Consider the following 14347-nt stretch of genomic DNA (forward strand, 5'->3'; position numbering starts at 1 on the left):
ACCTCAAGTCTACAGATCAATGCCCGGCATCGGGCCTGCGGTACAACGCGAGTCCGGCCGCAGCCCATTCCCGCGTCGCTGAGCGGGCGATTCCGGGAGAGAGCACCTCGATGCCGCCGCCGAAGCGAGCTGCGAGGCGTTTGATGCCGCGCGGGTCGGCCAGGTGGAGTTGAGCGGTGACCACGCCGTCCGATGCCTCGAAGCGCGCCGCCGGGAAGAAACCGCCCAGCAGCGCGGCCAGGCGCTCCGGTAGACGGACCTCGACCACGCGCTCGTCGTCGAGCCCGGTGAAGGCCTCGGGCACCTGGTCGCCGGCGTGTGTGCTGGGGATGTCGGTGACGTGCGGGTCGCTGACGCGGTCGAGGTGGAACGTGCGCATGGCCTGCCGCATATGGCACCAGCCCTGCAGATACCACTGCGCGTTGGTGATCAGGACCTGGATCGGATCGACGGTGCGCGTGGTGGGCTCGGCGTCGGGTGCCTGGTAGGTGAAAGAGAGGGCCTTGCCCTCCTGGATGCCTCGGGCCACGGCCTCGCGGACCTCGTCCACGGCGCTCGGTGCGACGACGACGTCAGCGGGAGCGTCGGCGGCGCCGCGCGAGAGCTTCGAGATCAGCCCGGCGACCAGACCGGAGTCCGACACCGCGGGGACCGCCGCGACCATCTGGAGCCCCGCGAGCAGGGCCGCAGCCTCCCGAGCGGTGAAACGCGGCACGCGACGCAGCGCGACGTCGTTCGTGATCTCGATGATGTCCTGCTCGTCGAGCAGATCCCAGTTGATGTCGAACATCTCCTGCGGCTGCTGCCAGTACCCGGACTCGCCGGGCAGACCGATCACCGTCAGCTTCTCGACCATCGCGCGCATCTCGCGTGGAGACACTCCGAACTCCTCGGCCGCCTCAGCCAGCGAGACCTCGCCGTGCTCGAGGAGGTAGGGAACGAGGGTGAGATACAGTCGGACGCGGTCCGCGGCGAGCAGGGGCTTCTGTGTCGCCATCATCGTTCTCCGTCCGGTGACGCATGAGCGGCCACCACGGCACTCAGGCGCGAGATGACCGCATCGCGGAGGGCTGCCGGCTCCACGACCCGCACCTCCGGTCCGTAGGAGGCGATCTCGTCGGCGAGGATGTGCAGGTCGACGAACGGGACGTGGATGCCCTGCGCGGCGGGCGTCGCACGTCGGCCGAGACGAAGTGCGGCCTCCGTGCCGGGCGTGACCTCGAGCAGTGCGGAGTTCTGAGCGGCGACGCGCGCGAGGCCCTGCAATGCCCGCTCCCCCGCGCCGTTGCGCAGAGCAGCGTCGAACGTCGCGGTCGAGATCGACACCTGTCCGACGATCCGGCCCAGCAGGAAGGTGCGATCCTCGTCCACGTCGACGTCGATCCCGTACACGTGCCAGCGCGCTTCGTAGTCGACGAGAGCGAGCGGGCGCATCGTGCGGCGACGCGGGGCGTCCTCCCCCGGCTTGAGGTAGTCGAAGCTCACCACGCGGCTCTGCTCGATGGCCTCCTGCAGCGGCGGGAAAGCGGCGTCGCGCGCCGTGATGCGGGGCGCGAATCCGATGATCGGCTCGTCGCCGTCGATGCCGAGCGCGCGGATCTTGCGCACCCCGGCCTGGGCGTCTCCCGAAGCGGACTCGGCGCTCCAGACGCTTCCGGCGAGTCGAAGCACGGCGAGTTCTGCCGGTGTGAACTCGATGTCGCTGGGCAGGTCGTACTCCGCTTGCGGGATGCGGTACCGCGCCTCACGCAGATCGTTGGGGTCGGCGGCATCGCCGATCGTCTCGATCGGCACGCCCAGCGACCGCAGTTCGTCCTTGTCGCGCTCGAACATCTTCTCGAGCGCATCCGACCGCGTCCCGGCCTCCGCGCGCTGGCGGTAGCCGGAGACGTTGTCGAGGATCTGCTGCTTGGTGAGCCCGATCTCCGTGGCCATCAGCGCCACGACGAGATTCGTCAGGCGCTCCTCCGCGGGGATCCGGGCGGCCATCACGGGGTGGCGGCCGGAACGATGCCGAGGATGTCGACGACCACGGCCGTGGCTGCGGATCCCTCGGCGGCGGGGATCACCACGAGCAGCTGTGAGCCGACCGTCGCGCCGACCAGTTCGTTGGCCGCGGCACCGAGGCTGGCGGTGGCACCCCAGGTGTTGGTGGCGACGGTCTTGTCGTCCCAGTTCACGGCCATGATGTTGTTGACGATCAGGTCGCCCTTCTTCACCACGTCGCCGTCGCCCTTGATCAGGGTCTGCGTGACCGACTCCTTCGGCGCGTCGCTGTCGGGGATGATGATCCCCGGCGTGCCGTCGACGGCACGGACGACCGTGGGCAGGCCGCTGGCGTCGTTGAACTGCAGATCGCCCGACGCCCGGGTCGGGTACACCTCGAGCACATCGATCACGGCGACGACGTTCTCGTCCTCATCCAGGCCGAAGCCCTCGGAGTTCTGCGGGCCGAAGTCTTCGGGGGTGAGCACCGCGAGCACGCGGCTGCCACCGGTGGCGCACTCGAGCACGTCACCGAGGCCGGGAGACTTCTGAGCCCAGAAGTCGATGTTGTTGACGCGGCTGAGATCGCCGTTGAACTCCGAGTTGTAGAGCTTCTCGCCGCTCTTGCCGCCGTAGAAGGCGATGTCGAGCACCACCGGCTGGAAGTCCGACGTGAGCGTGCGGCCGTCGCCGACCGAGACATCGGCGTACGAGGTCTTGTCGACCTTGACCGGGCCGAACACCTCGACGTCGGGCTCGGCGCCCAGATCACCCGACACGGACGCGACGCTGAGCACGGAGTCTCCCCCGCCGGCGCCGGGGCGATCGCAGGTGGCGCCGTCGAAAGCCGGCGCGGCGGTGCATCCCGTCAGAGCGAGGACGGCAAGGCTGAGGGAGGCCAGAACGGCGGACGTTTTACGCACGCCCTCCAGTCTATTCCGTCGGCTGCTCGGATTCGCGCGCCCCCGACGCCAGGCGAGCCCCGTCGGCCGCCTTCGCCGCCTCCCGTGCGCGCTTGCGGAGATTCTTGTCGCTGATCTCCCGATCGCCGACCGCTCCCGGCGTCCACTGCTCGACGTCGTCGTCGCCGTAGCTGCTCTTCGAGGCGCGTCGCTTGACTGACGGCGCCACCGCACCGGGGGCGAGTCGACGTGCCGTCAGTAGGAACCCGGTGTGCGCGACCATGCGGTGATCGGGGCGAACGGCGAGCCCTTCGACGTGCCAGCCGCGCACCATCGTCTCGGAGGCCTCGGGGTCGGTGAACATCCCCGTGCCGCGGATGTACTCCGCGACCCGCGAGAGCTGGGTCGCGGTGGCCACGTAGCAGAGCACCACGCCGCCGGGAGTGAGGGCATCGGCGACGACGTCCATGCACTCCCAGGGAGCGAGCATGTCGAGCACCACACGGTCGACCGTGCCCTCGGCCTGCTCGGTCGGCAGCGCCTCGACCAGGTCTCCGACCACGACTCGCCACGTCGTCGGCGTCTCGCCGAAGAACGTCTCGACGTTGGCGCGCGCCACATCGGCGAACTCCTCGCGACGCTCGAACGACACGAGCGTGCCCGCGGTGCCGATCGCACGCAGCAGGGACAGCGACAGGGCGCCGGATCCGACGCCCGCCTCGACCACGGTCGCTCCGGGGAAGATGTCGGCCTGCATGACGATCTGCGCGGCATCCTTCGGGTAGACGATCGCAGCGCCGCGCGGCATCGACATCGAGAAGTCGCGGAGCAGCGGACGCAGGGCGAGATAGTCATGACCCGAGCTGTTCGCGACGACGGATCCGTCGGGCAGCCCGATCAGATCGCGGTGGCGCAGCACGCCGTGATGCGTGTGCAGCTCGCCGTCCTCACGGAGGGTCACGGTATGCAGGCGCGCCTTGGGGCCCGTCAGCTGGACGCGGTCGCCCACCCGGAACGGCCCGCTCGGACGCGGTGCGGACTGCTCGGTCATCGGGTGGCTCCTGTCGCGGCGGTCTGGCGGTCGAACAGGTCGACGATGTCGGCGACGCCGCGGCCCTCCAGCGTGGGCCAGAGTTCGTGGGCTCCGACGCCGTCGAGTGAGACGATGTGCGGCACGCCGAGCGCGACGGCACCCGACGCGATGCCGGCCCGCAGGCCGGTGGGCGAATCCTCGATCACCACGGCATCCGCGATATCGATGTCGAGGAGGGCAGCGGCCTGCAAGTAGGGCTCGGGGTGAGGCTTGGGGTTGTCGACGTCGTCGCCCGCGACCACGAGATCGAAGGCCTCGAAGTCGATCAGGTCGACCACACCCAGCGCCATGCGGCGCAGCGACATGGTCACGAGCGCCGTCGGGATCCCGGCATCCTTGAGCTCCTGCAGCAGTTCGCGCGCTCCGGGCCGGAACGGCACTCCTGAAGTGCGCAGTGCGTCCTGCACCGAGTCGGTCAGGGTGGAGATGATCGCGTCGGCGTCCATGTCGACGCCCGCGTTCTGCAGGATGATCGCGCTGTCGATGAGACCGTTGCCGACGAGCTGCAGTGCATCCTCATGCGTCCAGGTGCCCCCGAATGACTGGACGAGCGCCGTCTCCGCCGCCATCCAATACGGCTCGGTGTCGACGAGTGTTCCATCCATGTCCCAAAGGACCGCGCGGGGCTGTCTGCTCACTGAATCCATGCTAGCCGGGGCTGCCGCCCACGTCGTGTCCACGCGGACTAGCCTGGAGTGACCCATTCCTCGACCTCGAAGGGAGCCCCGGATGGATGTTCTCGGTTCGCGCATCGTCATCGTCGCCTTCGACGGCTGGAACGATGCCGGTGAAGGAGCGAGCGGTGCTGTCGAAGCGCTGCGCGCCTCGACCGAGTACGACCTGGTGCATTCCGTAGACCCTGAGCTCTACTTCGACTACCAGTACACGCGACCGTCGACGCAGACGGACGCCGAAGGGCGCCGTGAGCTGAAGTGGCCAGAGGCCGGGCTCTGGCGCCCGCGCGTGCCTGCTCCCGACGGCGGCCCGGAGTTCTGGCTGCTCACCGGCGTCGAGCCTGCTCGCACCTGGCAGGCGTTCGCCGCCGAGTTCATCGATGTCGCCCTGCGGGACGACGTGACCGGTTTCGTCACTCTCGGCGCGATGCTGTCGGACGTGCCGCACACGCGCCCGATCTCGATCTTCGCCTCGAGCCAGAACGAGCAGGTCCGGGAGGTCCACGGACTCGAGCGCTCGCTCTACGAGGGGCCCGTGGGAATCCTCAGCGTGTTCGAGCACTTCGCCGAGAGCGCCGGAATCCCCACCGCGAGCCTCTGGGCCAGCGTGCCGCACTACGTCGCCACGGCGACGCCGTCTCCGAAGGTCACGCTCGCACTGCTCGATCGACTGGAAGAGCTGACCGGCGTCGACATCGAGCGGGACCGGCTGCGCACCGACGCCGCCGCGTGGGAGGCGTCGATCGACGCCGCTGCAGCCGACGACGAGGACATGGCGGAGTACATCCGCCAGCTCGAGCGCACCCGTGACACCTGGGACTCCCCCGAGGCATCGGGCGATGCCATCGCCCAGGCCTTCGAGCGCTACCTGCGTCGCCGCGACGACGGCCCCGGGGACCGCAAGCGTTGAGCTCGGGCCCCCGTCCGCGGCATCAGGCCGCGATGACGCCCGTGCCCAGCAGCACCAGCAGCACGGTGCCCAGCAGGATGCGGTAGATCACGAACGGCAGGAAGCTGCGCTTCGAGATCCAGCTCATGAAGAACGCGATCACGCCGAGCGCCACCACGAAGGCGATGCCGGTCGCGGCGAGCGTGTCGCCGAACGAGAAGAACGACGGCTCGCCCCAGCTCTTGTAGACCTGGTAGAAGCCACTGCCGAAGACCGCCGGGATCGCGAGCAGGAACGCGTAGCGTGCGGCCGCCGCACGCTCGTAGCCGAGGAAGAGGCCGATGGTGATCGTGCCGCCCGAGCGGGAGACGCCGGGAACCAGAGCGAGCGCCTGGGCGAAGCCGAAGGCGATGCCGTGCGGGTAGGTGAGGTCGTTCAGCTTGCGGCGCTTGGCGCCCACATGGTCGGCGATGCCGAGCAGGATGCCGAACACGATCAGCATGATCGCCACGATCCACAGTGAGCGCAGCACCGTCTCGATCTGATCCTGGAAGAGCAGGCCGAGCGCGACGATCGGGATGCTGCCGAGGATGATCAGCCAGCCCATGCGGGCATCGGGGTCGTTGCGCGAGACCTTGCCCGTGAGCGACCGGAACCACTGCGACACGATGCGCACGATGTCGCGCCAGAAGAACACCACGACCGCGGCCTCGGTGCCGATCTGCGTGATGGCGGTGAAGGCCGCTCCCGGGTCCTCGCCGGACGGCAGGAAGGTGCCGATGATGCGCAGATGTGCGCTGGAGGAGATCGGGAGGAACTCGGTGAGTCCCTGGACGATCCCGAGGATGAGCGCTTCGAGCAGGTGCATGGAGGTGTGGCCTTCTGAATCGAGGAGGTCGCGCGAGCAGGCGGATGGCGCTCAGTACGTGCGCAGCAGATCGGCCAGCACCCGCTGGCCGAAGACAAGCGATTCTACGGGTACACGCTCGTCGACTCCGTGGAACATGCCTGTGAAGTCCAGGTCGGCCGGCAGCTTGAGCGGTGCGAAGCCGTATCCGGTGATGCCGAGGGACGACAGCGCCTTGTTGTCCGTGCCCGCGCCCAACAGGTACGGGATGACCGGCACGCCCGGGTCGTGGCGACCGATGCTGGCCACCATCGCCTCGACCAGCTGACCCTCGAACGGCGTCTCCATGCCGATGTCACGGACCACGGTCTGGATCTCGATGTGCTCTCCCACGATCTGCTGCAGTTCGGCCAGCACGTCGTCCTCGGTGCCCGGGATCACGCGCACGTCGATCAGCGCCTCGGCCCGCTCGGGGATCACGTTGTGCTTGTAGCCCGCGGTCAGCATCGTCGGATTCGACGTGGTGCGGAAGGTGGAGCGCAGGAACGCCTCGGCCGGTCCGGCTGCGGCCGCGAGGGCGTCAGGGTCGTCGATGCTGCGCCCGGTCAGGGCGCTGAGACCCTCGAGCAGCGCGGTCGTGGTCGGCGTCAGACGGATCGGCCAGCGGGTGCGCCCGATCGCAGCCACCGCCTCGGCGAGATGGGTGACCGCGTTGTCCTCGTGCAGACGGCTGCCGTGCCCGGCACGCCCCTTCGCGACGAGACGAATCCAGATGAGTGCCTTCTCGCCGACCTGCAGGAGATAGGCACGGCGGTCGTCGACCGTGATGGAGTAGCCGCCGACCTCGCTGATCGCCTCCCCCGCACCGGCGAACCATTCGGGCCGCTCCTTCACGACGAGCGCCGAGCCTTCGACACCGCCGTTCTCCTCGTCGGCGAAGAAGACGAGAATCAGATCGCGCTCCGGCTGCTCGCCCGCACGCAGGATGTCGGCGACCGAGGTGAGGATCATGGCGTTCATGTTCTTCATGTCGACCGCGCCGCGGCCCCAGAGCATGCCGTCCTGCACGACACCGGCGAAGGGATCGACGCTCCAGTCCTCGGCCATCGCCGGAACAACGTCGAGATGCCCGTGCACGACCAGCGCCGGCTTGGTGCGATCGCGTCCGCGCACCCGCGCCATGACGTTGGTGCGGCGATCGATCGGCTCGTAGTACTCGACCTCGAGACCGAGGGCGTCGAGGTAGGCGCCGACGTACTCGGCCGCCTCTCGCTCCCCCTTCGCGTTGCCGCCGCCGAAGTTCGAGGTGTCGATGCGGATCAGGTCACTCGCGACGCGCACGACCTCCGGAAGAGAGGAATCGATCATGTGCCCAGGCTACCCAATCGGCGTGCCACGCCCGGGCGTCGCGCTCAGTTCGAGCGCCCGCAGAAGACGTGATAGTGTCATTCTTCGGTCGGCAACGATCGTCCAACACCTGCGCGGGTGGCGGAATGGTAGACGCGCTACGTTGAGGTCGTAGTGCCCGTAAGGGCGTGGGGGTTCAAGTCCCCCTCCGCGCACAGGAAGAAGAAGGCTCCCGAGAGGGGGCCTTCTTCGTTTTCCGGCATCGTTTTCCGCATCGGCTTGCGCGGCGCTGTGGGCGAGCAGACGCTCGCCCACAGCACTCACACGGCGCCGACGCCGAAGAGCAGTCCGAGCAGGTACGTGATCGCCGCAGCGCCGAACCCGATCGCGAGCTGGCGCAGGGCGCGACGCAGGGGCGGTCCCCCGGAGAGGATGCCGACCATCGCGCCGGTCGTCAGCAGCGCGATGCCGACCAGGATCAGGGCGACGATCACGGCGGGTGCTCCTTGAAGGCCGAAGATCCACGGCAGCACGGGGATCACGGCGCCCGAGGAGAACAGCAGGAAGCTCGAGATCGCCGCCGTCCAGTCACTGCCGACGACGTCGTGCTCATCGGCCCGCAGGGTGCTCACCGGGCCGGTGGCCGCGCGACGAACTCCCGCCTGAGCCGCCGTGACGATGCGGTGCGCGCGCGCCAGGGCCTCCTGCGGGTCGACGCCGCGGGCTCGGTAGACCAGAGCGAGCTCGTTCTCGTCGATGTCGAGATCGGCGGCCGACACCTGTGCGTCGTCGTTGGCTTCGGTCGAGGCGAGGAGCTCGCGCTGGGAGCGCACCGAGACGAACTCGCCCGCGCCCATCGACAGAGCACCCGCGAGGAGCCCGGCGATGCCGCTGAACAGCACGAACGACGAACTGACACCGGTCGCGCCGGTTCCGAGCACGAGCGCCAGGTTGCTGACGAGACCGTCGTTGGCGCCGAACACAGCGGCACGGAACGATCCCGACAGGCGGCGTCTGCCGCGGGCAGCCAGCCCACGGACCACTTCGAAGTGCACCTTCTCATCGGCACGCATCGCCGGAGTGGCGTACTGCTCCGCGTCGTACGGCGAGCGGGCTTCGGCGCTCTGGGCGAGCGCGAGCACGAAGATCGAGCCGAAGCGGCCGGCCATCCAGCCGAGCAGCCGTGAGCGGACGCCGGCTCGCGGGAGACGCGTCGGCTGGCCGCCGAGCAGATCGAGCCAGTGCTGTTCGTGTCGGCGCTCCGCTTCGGCGAGGCTGAGGAGGATGTCGCGCTCCTCCCCCGTGCGGCGCGCAGCGAGCCGTTCGTAGACGCGCCCCTCGGCACGTTCCTCGACGAGGTACCGCGCCCAGCGGCGGCGGTCTGCGGCGGTCGGCTCAGCGGCAGCGGGGGCTGTCATGGATCCTCCAGGTCGTGCGGTGCATCGCCACTCTCGGGGCAACCGTTCCACGCTAGTCGCGGGCGTGCCGCAGGGCCCCACCGGGTGCGTGATTGACAGCATTTCGGGGATCCGAAGAGCCGCCGTGTCTCCTCAGGAGCGAACGCGCTTGCGCAGCACTTCAATGCGCGCCTGCAGCTGGGTCACGGTGGCCTGCGCCACGGCCGGGCCGCCGCAGATGCGCCGGAGCTCGGCGTGCACCGCACCGTGCGGCTCACCCTTCTGCCTCGCATACAGCCCGACGAGACTGTTCAGCAGCTGGCGCTGCTCTTTGAGCGTGCGGTGCAGGGGCGCGGGGAGAGTGGTGGTCTCGGTCGGCGTCGCCGAGGACTCGCGCGCCTCGCGCAGACGTGACTGCCGCGACTGCCGCTGCATCAGCAGCTCGTGCACGTGCTCGGGCTCGAGAAGACCGGGGAACCCGATGAACTCCTCTTCCTCCGGCGTGCCCGGTTCGGCGAGCTGTCCGAACTCCTGTCCCTCGAACACGACACGGTCGAAGTGCGCCACCGAGGAGAGCGCCTGGTAGGTGAACTCCTGGGTCAGCGCATCGGACGCGTCGTCTTCACGATTCGCGCTGTCGAGCAGCGAGTCGTCGAGACCGTCGTCGTCGCTCGACTGCCGGTCGAGGGCGTGATCGCGCTGCTTGTCCATCTCGTTCGCGAGCCCCATCAGCACGGGAACCTGCGGCAGGAACACACTCGCGGCCTCGCCCCGGCGGCGTGCCCGCACGAAGCGGCCGATCGCCTGCGCGAAGAACAGCGGGGTCGACGATGACGTCGCATACACGCCCACGGCGAGGCGCGGCACATCCACCCCCTCCGACACCATGCGCACCGCCACCATCCAGCGATCGGTGCCCGCGTTGAACTTCTCGATGCGCTCCGAGGCCGTCGCATCGTCGGAGAGCACGATGGTCGGCTGCTGGCGGGTGATGCTGTGCAGGATCTTGGCGTAGGCACGAGCGACCGTCTGATCCGTCGCGAGGACGAGCCCGCCGGCGTCGGGCACGTGGTGACGGATCTCGGTCAGGCGGCGGTCGGCGGCGGACAGCACGGCCGGCATCCACTCGCCCTCGGGGTCGAGCGCGGTGCGCCAGGCCTGCGAGGTGACGTCTTTCGTGTTGTCCTGCCCCAGGTGCGTCTCGAGCTCGTCGCCCGTGCTCGTGCGCCAGCGCATCTTGCCGGCGTACATGTGGAAGAGCACGGGACGCACGACGCCGTCTGCCAGCGCCCGACCGTAGCCGTAGTTGTAGTCGGTGCGCGAGACGCGCGCCCCGGAATCGTCGGGGTGATATTCCACGAACGGGATCGGCGCGGTGTCGCTGCGGAACGGAGTGCCCGAGAGCAGCAGCCGGCGCTTCGCCGGTCCGTAGGCGTCGCGGATCGCGTCGCCCCAGCTCAGGGCATCACCGCCGTGGTGCACCTCGTCGAGGATCACGAGAGTCTTGGCATCTTCGGTCAGGTGTCGGTGGACCGAGGACTTCGCCGCCACCTGCGCGTAGGTGACGACGGCGCCGTGGTAGTGCCGCGCGGGAGCCCAGTCGCTGTTGCGGAACCGCGGGTCGAGGCGGATGTGCAGGCGGGCCGCCGCATCGGCCCACTGGGTCTTGAGGTGCTCGGTGGGCGCGACCACGATGATGCGGTTCACCTCGCCCGTGCGCATGAGCTCGACGGCGAGCGTCAGGGCGAAGGTCGTCTTGCCGGCGCCGGGTGTGGCGGCGACGAGGAAGTCGCGCTGATCGGCCAGGAAGTACTGGTCGAGGGCCTCCTGCTGCCAGGCGCGCAGCTTGCTCGCGGTTCCCCAAGGGGCACGCTGAGGAAAGGACGGAGAGAGCATCGAGTCAACGATAATCGCTGCCGCCGACACTGCGGTCCGCTCTGCTGAGGAACGCAGACCTGCCCCAGGAGATGTCCTCGGGCGGAGTAGGATCGGTCACTGCGCGACGGCCACCGCTGTCGCCGACTGTTGGTGAGGAGCCCTGGATGACGGACCTGGAATCGACTCGGACCCCCGATGTCGCGAACGAGTCCCCGCATCCGTGGCGGCGTTTCGTCGCGGTCGGCGATTCCTTCACCGAGGGCATCGGGGACCCCGACCCCACTTCGCCCGGGTCGCACCGTGGCTGGGCCGACCGTGTGGCGGAGGTGCTCGCTCAGGACGTCGACGACTTCGCCTACGCCAACCTCGCCGTGCGCGGCAAGCTGATCGCGCAGATCGTCCGCGACCAGATCGAGCCCGCCGTCGCCCTGCACCCCCACCTGGTCTCGATCTGCGCGGGTGGCAACGACGTGATCCGTCCGGGCGCAGATCCCGACGCGATCGCTGTGCAGCTCGAAGACGCGGTCGTCCGCCTGGCCTCCACCGGCGCCGCAGTGCTGCTGTTCACCGGCGTCGACACCGCGTTCTCACCCGTGCTGCGGGCCTTCCGCGGCAAGGTGGCGATCTACAACGAGAATGTGCGCGCCATCGCCGACCGTCATGACTGCATCGTGGCGGACCAGTGGGGCCTCAAGGTCGTGCAGGATTCGCGATTCTTCGACGTCGACCGCCTGCACTACAACGCGCTGGGTCACCATGAGGTCGCACGCATGGTGCTGCGCGCGCTCAACGTGCCGAACTCTCTCGAGGCCATGCAGCCGGAGCCGATTCCGCTGCGGTCGTGGCGCGATGCGCGCGCCGAGGACCTCGGCTGGGCGCGCGAGCACCTCATGCCGTGGGTGCTGCGCCGTCTGCGGCATCAGTCGTCGGGTGACAACCTCGCTGCCAAGCGTCCGCAGCCCTCGCCGATGACCCTGCCGGAGCGAGACTGAGCCGACGTCGCCGCGTCAGGTCGCGGTCAGCGGGTCAGCGCCCAGAGGGCGACTGCAGCCGCCGAGGCGACGTTGAGCGAGTCGACCCCGCCCGCCATCGGGATCGTGACCACGGTGTCGGCGGCGTCGAGCGCGGTGCGAGAGAGTCCGTCGCCCTCGGAGCCCATGACGAGAGCCGTGCGCTCCGGGCGCTGAGCGATGTAGGCGTTGAGGGTCATCGCGTCGTCGCGCAACGCCAGCGCCGCGATGTCGAACTGCGCCGCGTGGAGGTCTGCGACGGCTGACTCCCAGTCCGTGATGCGCGTCCACGGCACCTGGAAGACGGTGCCCATGCTCACCCGCACACTGCGGCGATAAAGCGGATCCGCTCCCCCCGGCGATACCAGCACAGCGTCGGCCCCGAGAGCGGCGGCCGCACGGAACGCGGCACCCACGTTGGTGTGGTCGCCGATGTTCTCGAGGACGAGCACGACCTTCGCGCCCTCGATCACCTCACGGACGGTGGGCAGCTGCGGACGATGCATCGAGGCGATCGTCCCCCGGTGCACGGCGAAGCCGGTCACCGCCTCTGCGACATCGTCCGGAACGACGTACACGGGCACGTCGAGAGCGCCGACGACCTCGCGGATGTCGTCCACCCGCTTCGCCTGCACGAGCACCGAGCGCGGAACATGCCCGGCCGCGACAGCGCGGGCGATGACCTTGGTCGACTCGGCGATGTACAACCCTCCGGAGGGCTCCTGCCGAGTGCGCAGAGCCGTGTCGGTGAGTCCGCGATAGTCGTTGAGGCGTGGGTCGTCGGCGGAGTCGACGGGATGCAGTTCCATAGATCTCCACTGTCGCACGTGCGCGGGGCCGCTGACGCCTCCTCCCATGGTCGGGCACCGTAGAATCTCTCGAGGAGGTGCTGTGAGCGCGATGACGGATGATGAGCGGGATGCTCGCATCGCCGACGCTGCGGAGCTTCTTCGCGGACGGCGCATCGCCCTCCTGACCGGAGCCGGGATCTCGACCGACTCCGGCATCCCCGCGTATCGCGGCCTGGGCGCTCCGGCCCGCAACGATCCGATGACCATCCAGACGTACCTCGGTGACGAGCGTGCGCGGCGTCGGTACTGGGTCGGCGGCCACCTCGGATGGCGTGCGTTCGCGCAGGCCGCGCCGAACGCCGGCCACACTGCGGTCGCCGAGATGGAGCAGTCCGGCGTCGTCTCGGGCGTCATCACGCAGAACGTCGACGGTCTGCATCTGCGCGCCGGCAGCTCGCACGTCATCGAAGTGCACGGCACCATGCGCCGGGTGCACTGCCTCCACTGCGGACAGGTCTTCGACCGGCGTGACATCGCGGTGCAGATCGAGGAGCTGAACCCCTGGATCACCGTGCCCGAGAACATCGCCCTGAACCCCGACGGCGACGTGCTGCCCGAGTCGATCGACGGCTTCGTCATCCCGGTGTGCACGGTGTGCGAGGGGATGTTGAAGCCCGACGTCGTGTTCTTCGGCGAGTACGTGCCGCAGGACCGGTTCCGGGCGGCGGAATCACTGCTGCGTGCCAGCACCGCGCTGATCGTGGCGGGCTCCTCTCTCGTCGTCAACTCCGGAGTGCGTCTGGTCGAACGGGCACGTCGTCGCAGCATTCCGCTGATCATCGTCAATCACGAGCCGACTCGCGCGGATCCCTGGGCGCATGTGACCATCGCCGCGGGCACCAGCGATGTGCTCCCCGCGCTCCAGGAGCTTCTCCGATGACTCTGCTCACCCTCGTCCGTCACGGTCAGACCGACTGGAACCTCAGCCGTCGCATCCAGGGGTCGACCGACATCCCGCTCAACGAGACCGGCCGTGCTGACGCGCACGCGGCCGCCGATCGGCTCGTCGGAACCACGCACCACGCGGTGTACTCCAGCCCGCTCGTGCGTGCGCGGGAGACCGCCGAGATCATCGCCGAGCGACTCGGACTGCCGCTGGCCGACCCGGTGGGCGACCTGCGCGAGCGCGAGTTCGGCGAAGGCGAGGGGATGCTCGTCGAGGAGTACATCGCGGCCTATGGCGACTGGCACTCCCCCGTTCCCGGCGCGGAATCGCTCGACGCCGTCGGACTGCGCGCCCGCGATGCGCTGCACCGCATCGCGCGGGAGGCACGGCGCCGCTCGGCACCCGCCGCCGAATCGGTCATCGTCGTCGCACACGGGGGCGTCATCCGCGCGCTGATCGACCAGGTCTCCGGCGGGACCCTCCCGACGCTCGGTCAGGTGATCGCGAACGGATCGGCCCACCGCTTCGAGGTGTCGCCGGACTCGCTGCGGCTGCTCGATCAGTACACGCTGGTCTGATTCGTCCGG

Annotated in this window: 14 protein-coding genes and 1 tRNA gene; 5 read left to right on the forward strand and 10 right to left on the reverse strand. The window is 69.2% G+C overall.

Annotation, left to right across the window (positions count from 1 at the left end; all coding sequences use genetic code 11):
• Positions 1–16: 16 nt before the first annotated feature.
• Genes AC2D10_RS02805 through AC2D10_RS02825 form a run of 5 tightly spaced genes read right to left on the reverse strand, consistent with a single transcriptional unit; the run spans position 17 to position 4628 of the window.
• Positions 17–1000: a helix-turn-helix transcriptional regulator gene (locus AC2D10_RS02805; RefSeq protein WP_484710330.1), complete on the reverse strand. Its 984-nt coding sequence runs from the start codon at positions 998–1000 to the stop codon at positions 17–19.
• Complete coding sequence (locus AC2D10_RS02810; protein WP_484710332.1) at positions 997–1989, reverse strand: helix-turn-helix transcriptional regulator; 993 nt, start codon at positions 1987–1989, stop codon at positions 997–999. The genes AC2D10_RS02805 and AC2D10_RS02810 overlap by 4 nt, the downstream gene beginning before the upstream one ends.
• A complete protein-coding gene (locus tag AC2D10_RS02815; RefSeq protein ID WP_484710333.1) occupies positions 1989–2909 on the reverse strand; it encodes a hypothetical protein in 921 nt (306 codons plus the stop codon). Before AC2D10_RS02815 ends, AC2D10_RS02810 begins: the two co-directional genes overlap by 1 nt.
• A 10-nt stretch (positions 2910–2919) precedes the next feature.
• Complete coding sequence (locus AC2D10_RS02820) at positions 2920–3939, reverse strand: tRNA (adenine-N1)-methyltransferase (RefSeq protein ID WP_484710334.1); 1020 nt, start codon at positions 3937–3939, stop codon at positions 2920–2922.
• Positions 3936–4628 carry an HAD family hydrolase gene (locus AC2D10_RS02825; RefSeq protein WP_484711790.1) on the reverse strand — a complete coding sequence of 231 codons (693 nt, stop codon included), beginning with the start codon at positions 4626–4628 and terminating at the stop codon, positions 3936–3938. The genes AC2D10_RS02820 and AC2D10_RS02825 overlap by 4 nt, the downstream gene beginning before the upstream one ends.
• Positions 4629–4710: 82 nt before the next feature.
• Here AC2D10_RS02825 and AC2D10_RS02830 point away from each other — a divergent pair, with 82 nt between their 5' ends.
• Positions 4711–5565 (forward strand): PAC2 family protein, encoded by an 855-nt coding sequence (locus AC2D10_RS02830; RefSeq protein WP_484710335.1) that lies wholly within the window; start codon positions 4711–4713, stop codon positions 5563–5565.
• A gap of 22 nt (positions 5566–5587) precedes the next feature.
• Here the strand turns inward: AC2D10_RS02830 and AC2D10_RS02835 are convergent, their stop codons facing one another.
• Together AC2D10_RS02835 and AC2D10_RS02840 are read right to left on the reverse strand one after the other, a co-directional pair.
• The gene (locus tag AC2D10_RS02835) at positions 5588–6412 is read right to left on the reverse strand and encodes an undecaprenyl-diphosphate phosphatase (RefSeq protein ID WP_484710337.1); all 825 of its coding nucleotides are present in this window, start codon (positions 6410–6412) and stop codon (positions 5588–5590) included.
• Between the two features lie 51 nt (positions 6413–6463).
• Positions 6464–7759 (reverse strand): M20/M25/M40 family metallo-hydrolase, encoded by a 1296-nt coding sequence (locus AC2D10_RS02840; protein WP_484710338.1) that lies wholly within the window; start codon positions 7757–7759, stop codon positions 6464–6466.
• Positions 7760–7870: 111 nt separating this feature from the next.
• Here AC2D10_RS02840 and AC2D10_RS02845 point away from each other — a divergent pair.
• Positions 7871–7953, forward strand: a tRNA-Leu gene (locus tag AC2D10_RS02845).
• A 105-nt stretch (positions 7954–8058) separates the two neighbouring features.
• On the opposite strand, the gene AC2D10_RS02850 is transcribed toward AC2D10_RS02845, so the two are convergent.
• Together AC2D10_RS02850 and AC2D10_RS02855 are read right to left on the reverse strand one after the other, a co-directional pair.
• Positions 8059–9156, reverse strand: coding sequence for a VIT1/CCC1 transporter family protein (locus AC2D10_RS02850; RefSeq protein WP_484710339.1), 1098 nt, complete (start codon positions 9154–9156; stop codon positions 8059–8061).
• A 132-nt stretch (positions 9157–9288) separates the two neighbouring features.
• Complete coding sequence (locus tag AC2D10_RS02855; protein ID WP_484710340.1) at positions 9289–11031, reverse strand: DEAD/DEAH box helicase; 1743 nt, start codon at positions 11029–11031, stop codon at positions 9289–9291.
• Positions 11032–11177: 146 nt separating this feature from the next.
• On the opposite strand from AC2D10_RS02855, the gene AC2D10_RS02860 reads away from it, so the two are divergent.
• Positions 11178–12005 carry an SGNH/GDSL hydrolase family protein gene (locus AC2D10_RS02860; protein ID WP_484710342.1) on the forward strand — a complete coding sequence of 276 codons (828 nt, stop codon included), beginning with the start codon at positions 11178–11180 and terminating at the stop codon, positions 12003–12005.
• A gap of 26 nt (positions 12006–12031) precedes the next feature.
• Here AC2D10_RS02860 and AC2D10_RS02865 read toward each other — a convergent pair whose 3' ends face one another.
• Positions 12032–12832, reverse strand: a complete 801-nt coding sequence (locus tag AC2D10_RS02865; RefSeq protein WP_484710343.1) for a TrmH family RNA methyltransferase — start codon at positions 12830–12832, stop codon at positions 12032–12034.
• 91 nt (positions 12833–12923) lie between these two features.
• On the opposite strand from AC2D10_RS02865, the gene AC2D10_RS02870 reads away from it, so the two are divergent.
• Together AC2D10_RS02870 and AC2D10_RS02875 are read left to right on the forward strand one after the other, a co-directional pair.
• Positions 12924–13754 carry a Sir2 family NAD-dependent protein deacetylase gene (locus tag AC2D10_RS02870; protein WP_484711791.1) on the forward strand — a complete coding sequence of 277 codons (831 nt, stop codon included), beginning with the start codon at positions 12924–12926 and terminating at the stop codon, positions 13752–13754.
• Entirely contained in the window at positions 13751–14338 is a 588-nt protein-coding gene (locus AC2D10_RS02875; protein WP_484710345.1) for a histidine phosphatase family protein, read from the forward strand. The genes AC2D10_RS02870 and AC2D10_RS02875 overlap by 4 nt, the downstream gene beginning before the upstream one ends.
• Positions 14339–14347: the final 9 nt, after the last annotated feature.

Source organism: Microbacterium sp. PI-SA-G (genome assembly GCF_057215335.1).

Excerpts from the sequence above, each read along its gene's own strand:
- AC2D10_RS02805 (WP_484710330.1), bottom strand. The coding sequence starts at position 1,000 with ATGATGGCGACACAGAAGCCCCTGCTCGCCGCGGACCGCGTCCGACTG.
- AC2D10_RS02865 (WP_484710343.1), bottom strand. The coding sequence starts at position 12,832 with ATGGAACTGCATCCCGTCGACTCCGCCGACGACCCACGCCTCAACGAC.
- AC2D10_RS02855 (WP_484710340.1), bottom strand. The coding sequence starts at position 11,031 with ATGCTCTCTCCGTCCTTTCCTCAGCGTGCCCCTTGGGGAACCGCGAGC.
- AC2D10_RS02825 (WP_484711790.1), bottom strand. The coding sequence starts at position 4,628 with ATGGATTCAGTGAGCAGACAGCCCCGCGCGGTCCTTTGGGACATGGAT.
- AC2D10_RS02810 (WP_484710332.1), bottom strand. The coding sequence starts at position 1,989 with ATGGCCGCCCGGATCCCCGCGGAGGAGCGCCTGACGAATCTCGTCGTG.
- AC2D10_RS02870 (WP_484711791.1), top strand. The coding sequence starts at position 12,924 with ATGACGGATGATGAGCGGGATGCTCGCATCGCCGACGCTGCGGAGCTT.
- AC2D10_RS02860 (WP_484710342.1), top strand. The coding sequence starts at position 11,178 with ATGACGGACCTGGAATCGACTCGGACCCCCGATGTCGCGAACGAGTCC.
- AC2D10_RS02835 (WP_484710337.1), bottom strand. The coding sequence starts at position 6,412 with ATGCACCTGCTCGAAGCGCTCATCCTCGGGATCGTCCAGGGACTCACC.
- AC2D10_RS02840 (WP_484710338.1), bottom strand. The coding sequence starts at position 7,759 with ATGATCGATTCCTCTCTTCCGGAGGTCGTGCGCGTCGCGAGTGACCTG.
- AC2D10_RS02820 (WP_484710334.1), bottom strand. The coding sequence starts at position 3,939 with ATGACCGAGCAGTCCGCACCGCGTCCGAGCGGGCCGTTCCGGGTGGGC.
- AC2D10_RS02875 (WP_484710345.1), top strand. The coding sequence starts at position 13,751 with ATGACTCTGCTCACCCTCGTCCGTCACGGTCAGACCGACTGGAACCTC.
- AC2D10_RS02830 (WP_484710335.1), top strand. The coding sequence starts at position 4,711 with ATGGATGTTCTCGGTTCGCGCATCGTCATCGTCGCCTTCGACGGCTGG.
- AC2D10_RS02850 (WP_484710339.1), bottom strand. The coding sequence starts at position 9,156 with ATGACAGCCCCCGCTGCCGCTGAGCCGACCGCCGCAGACCGCCGCCGC.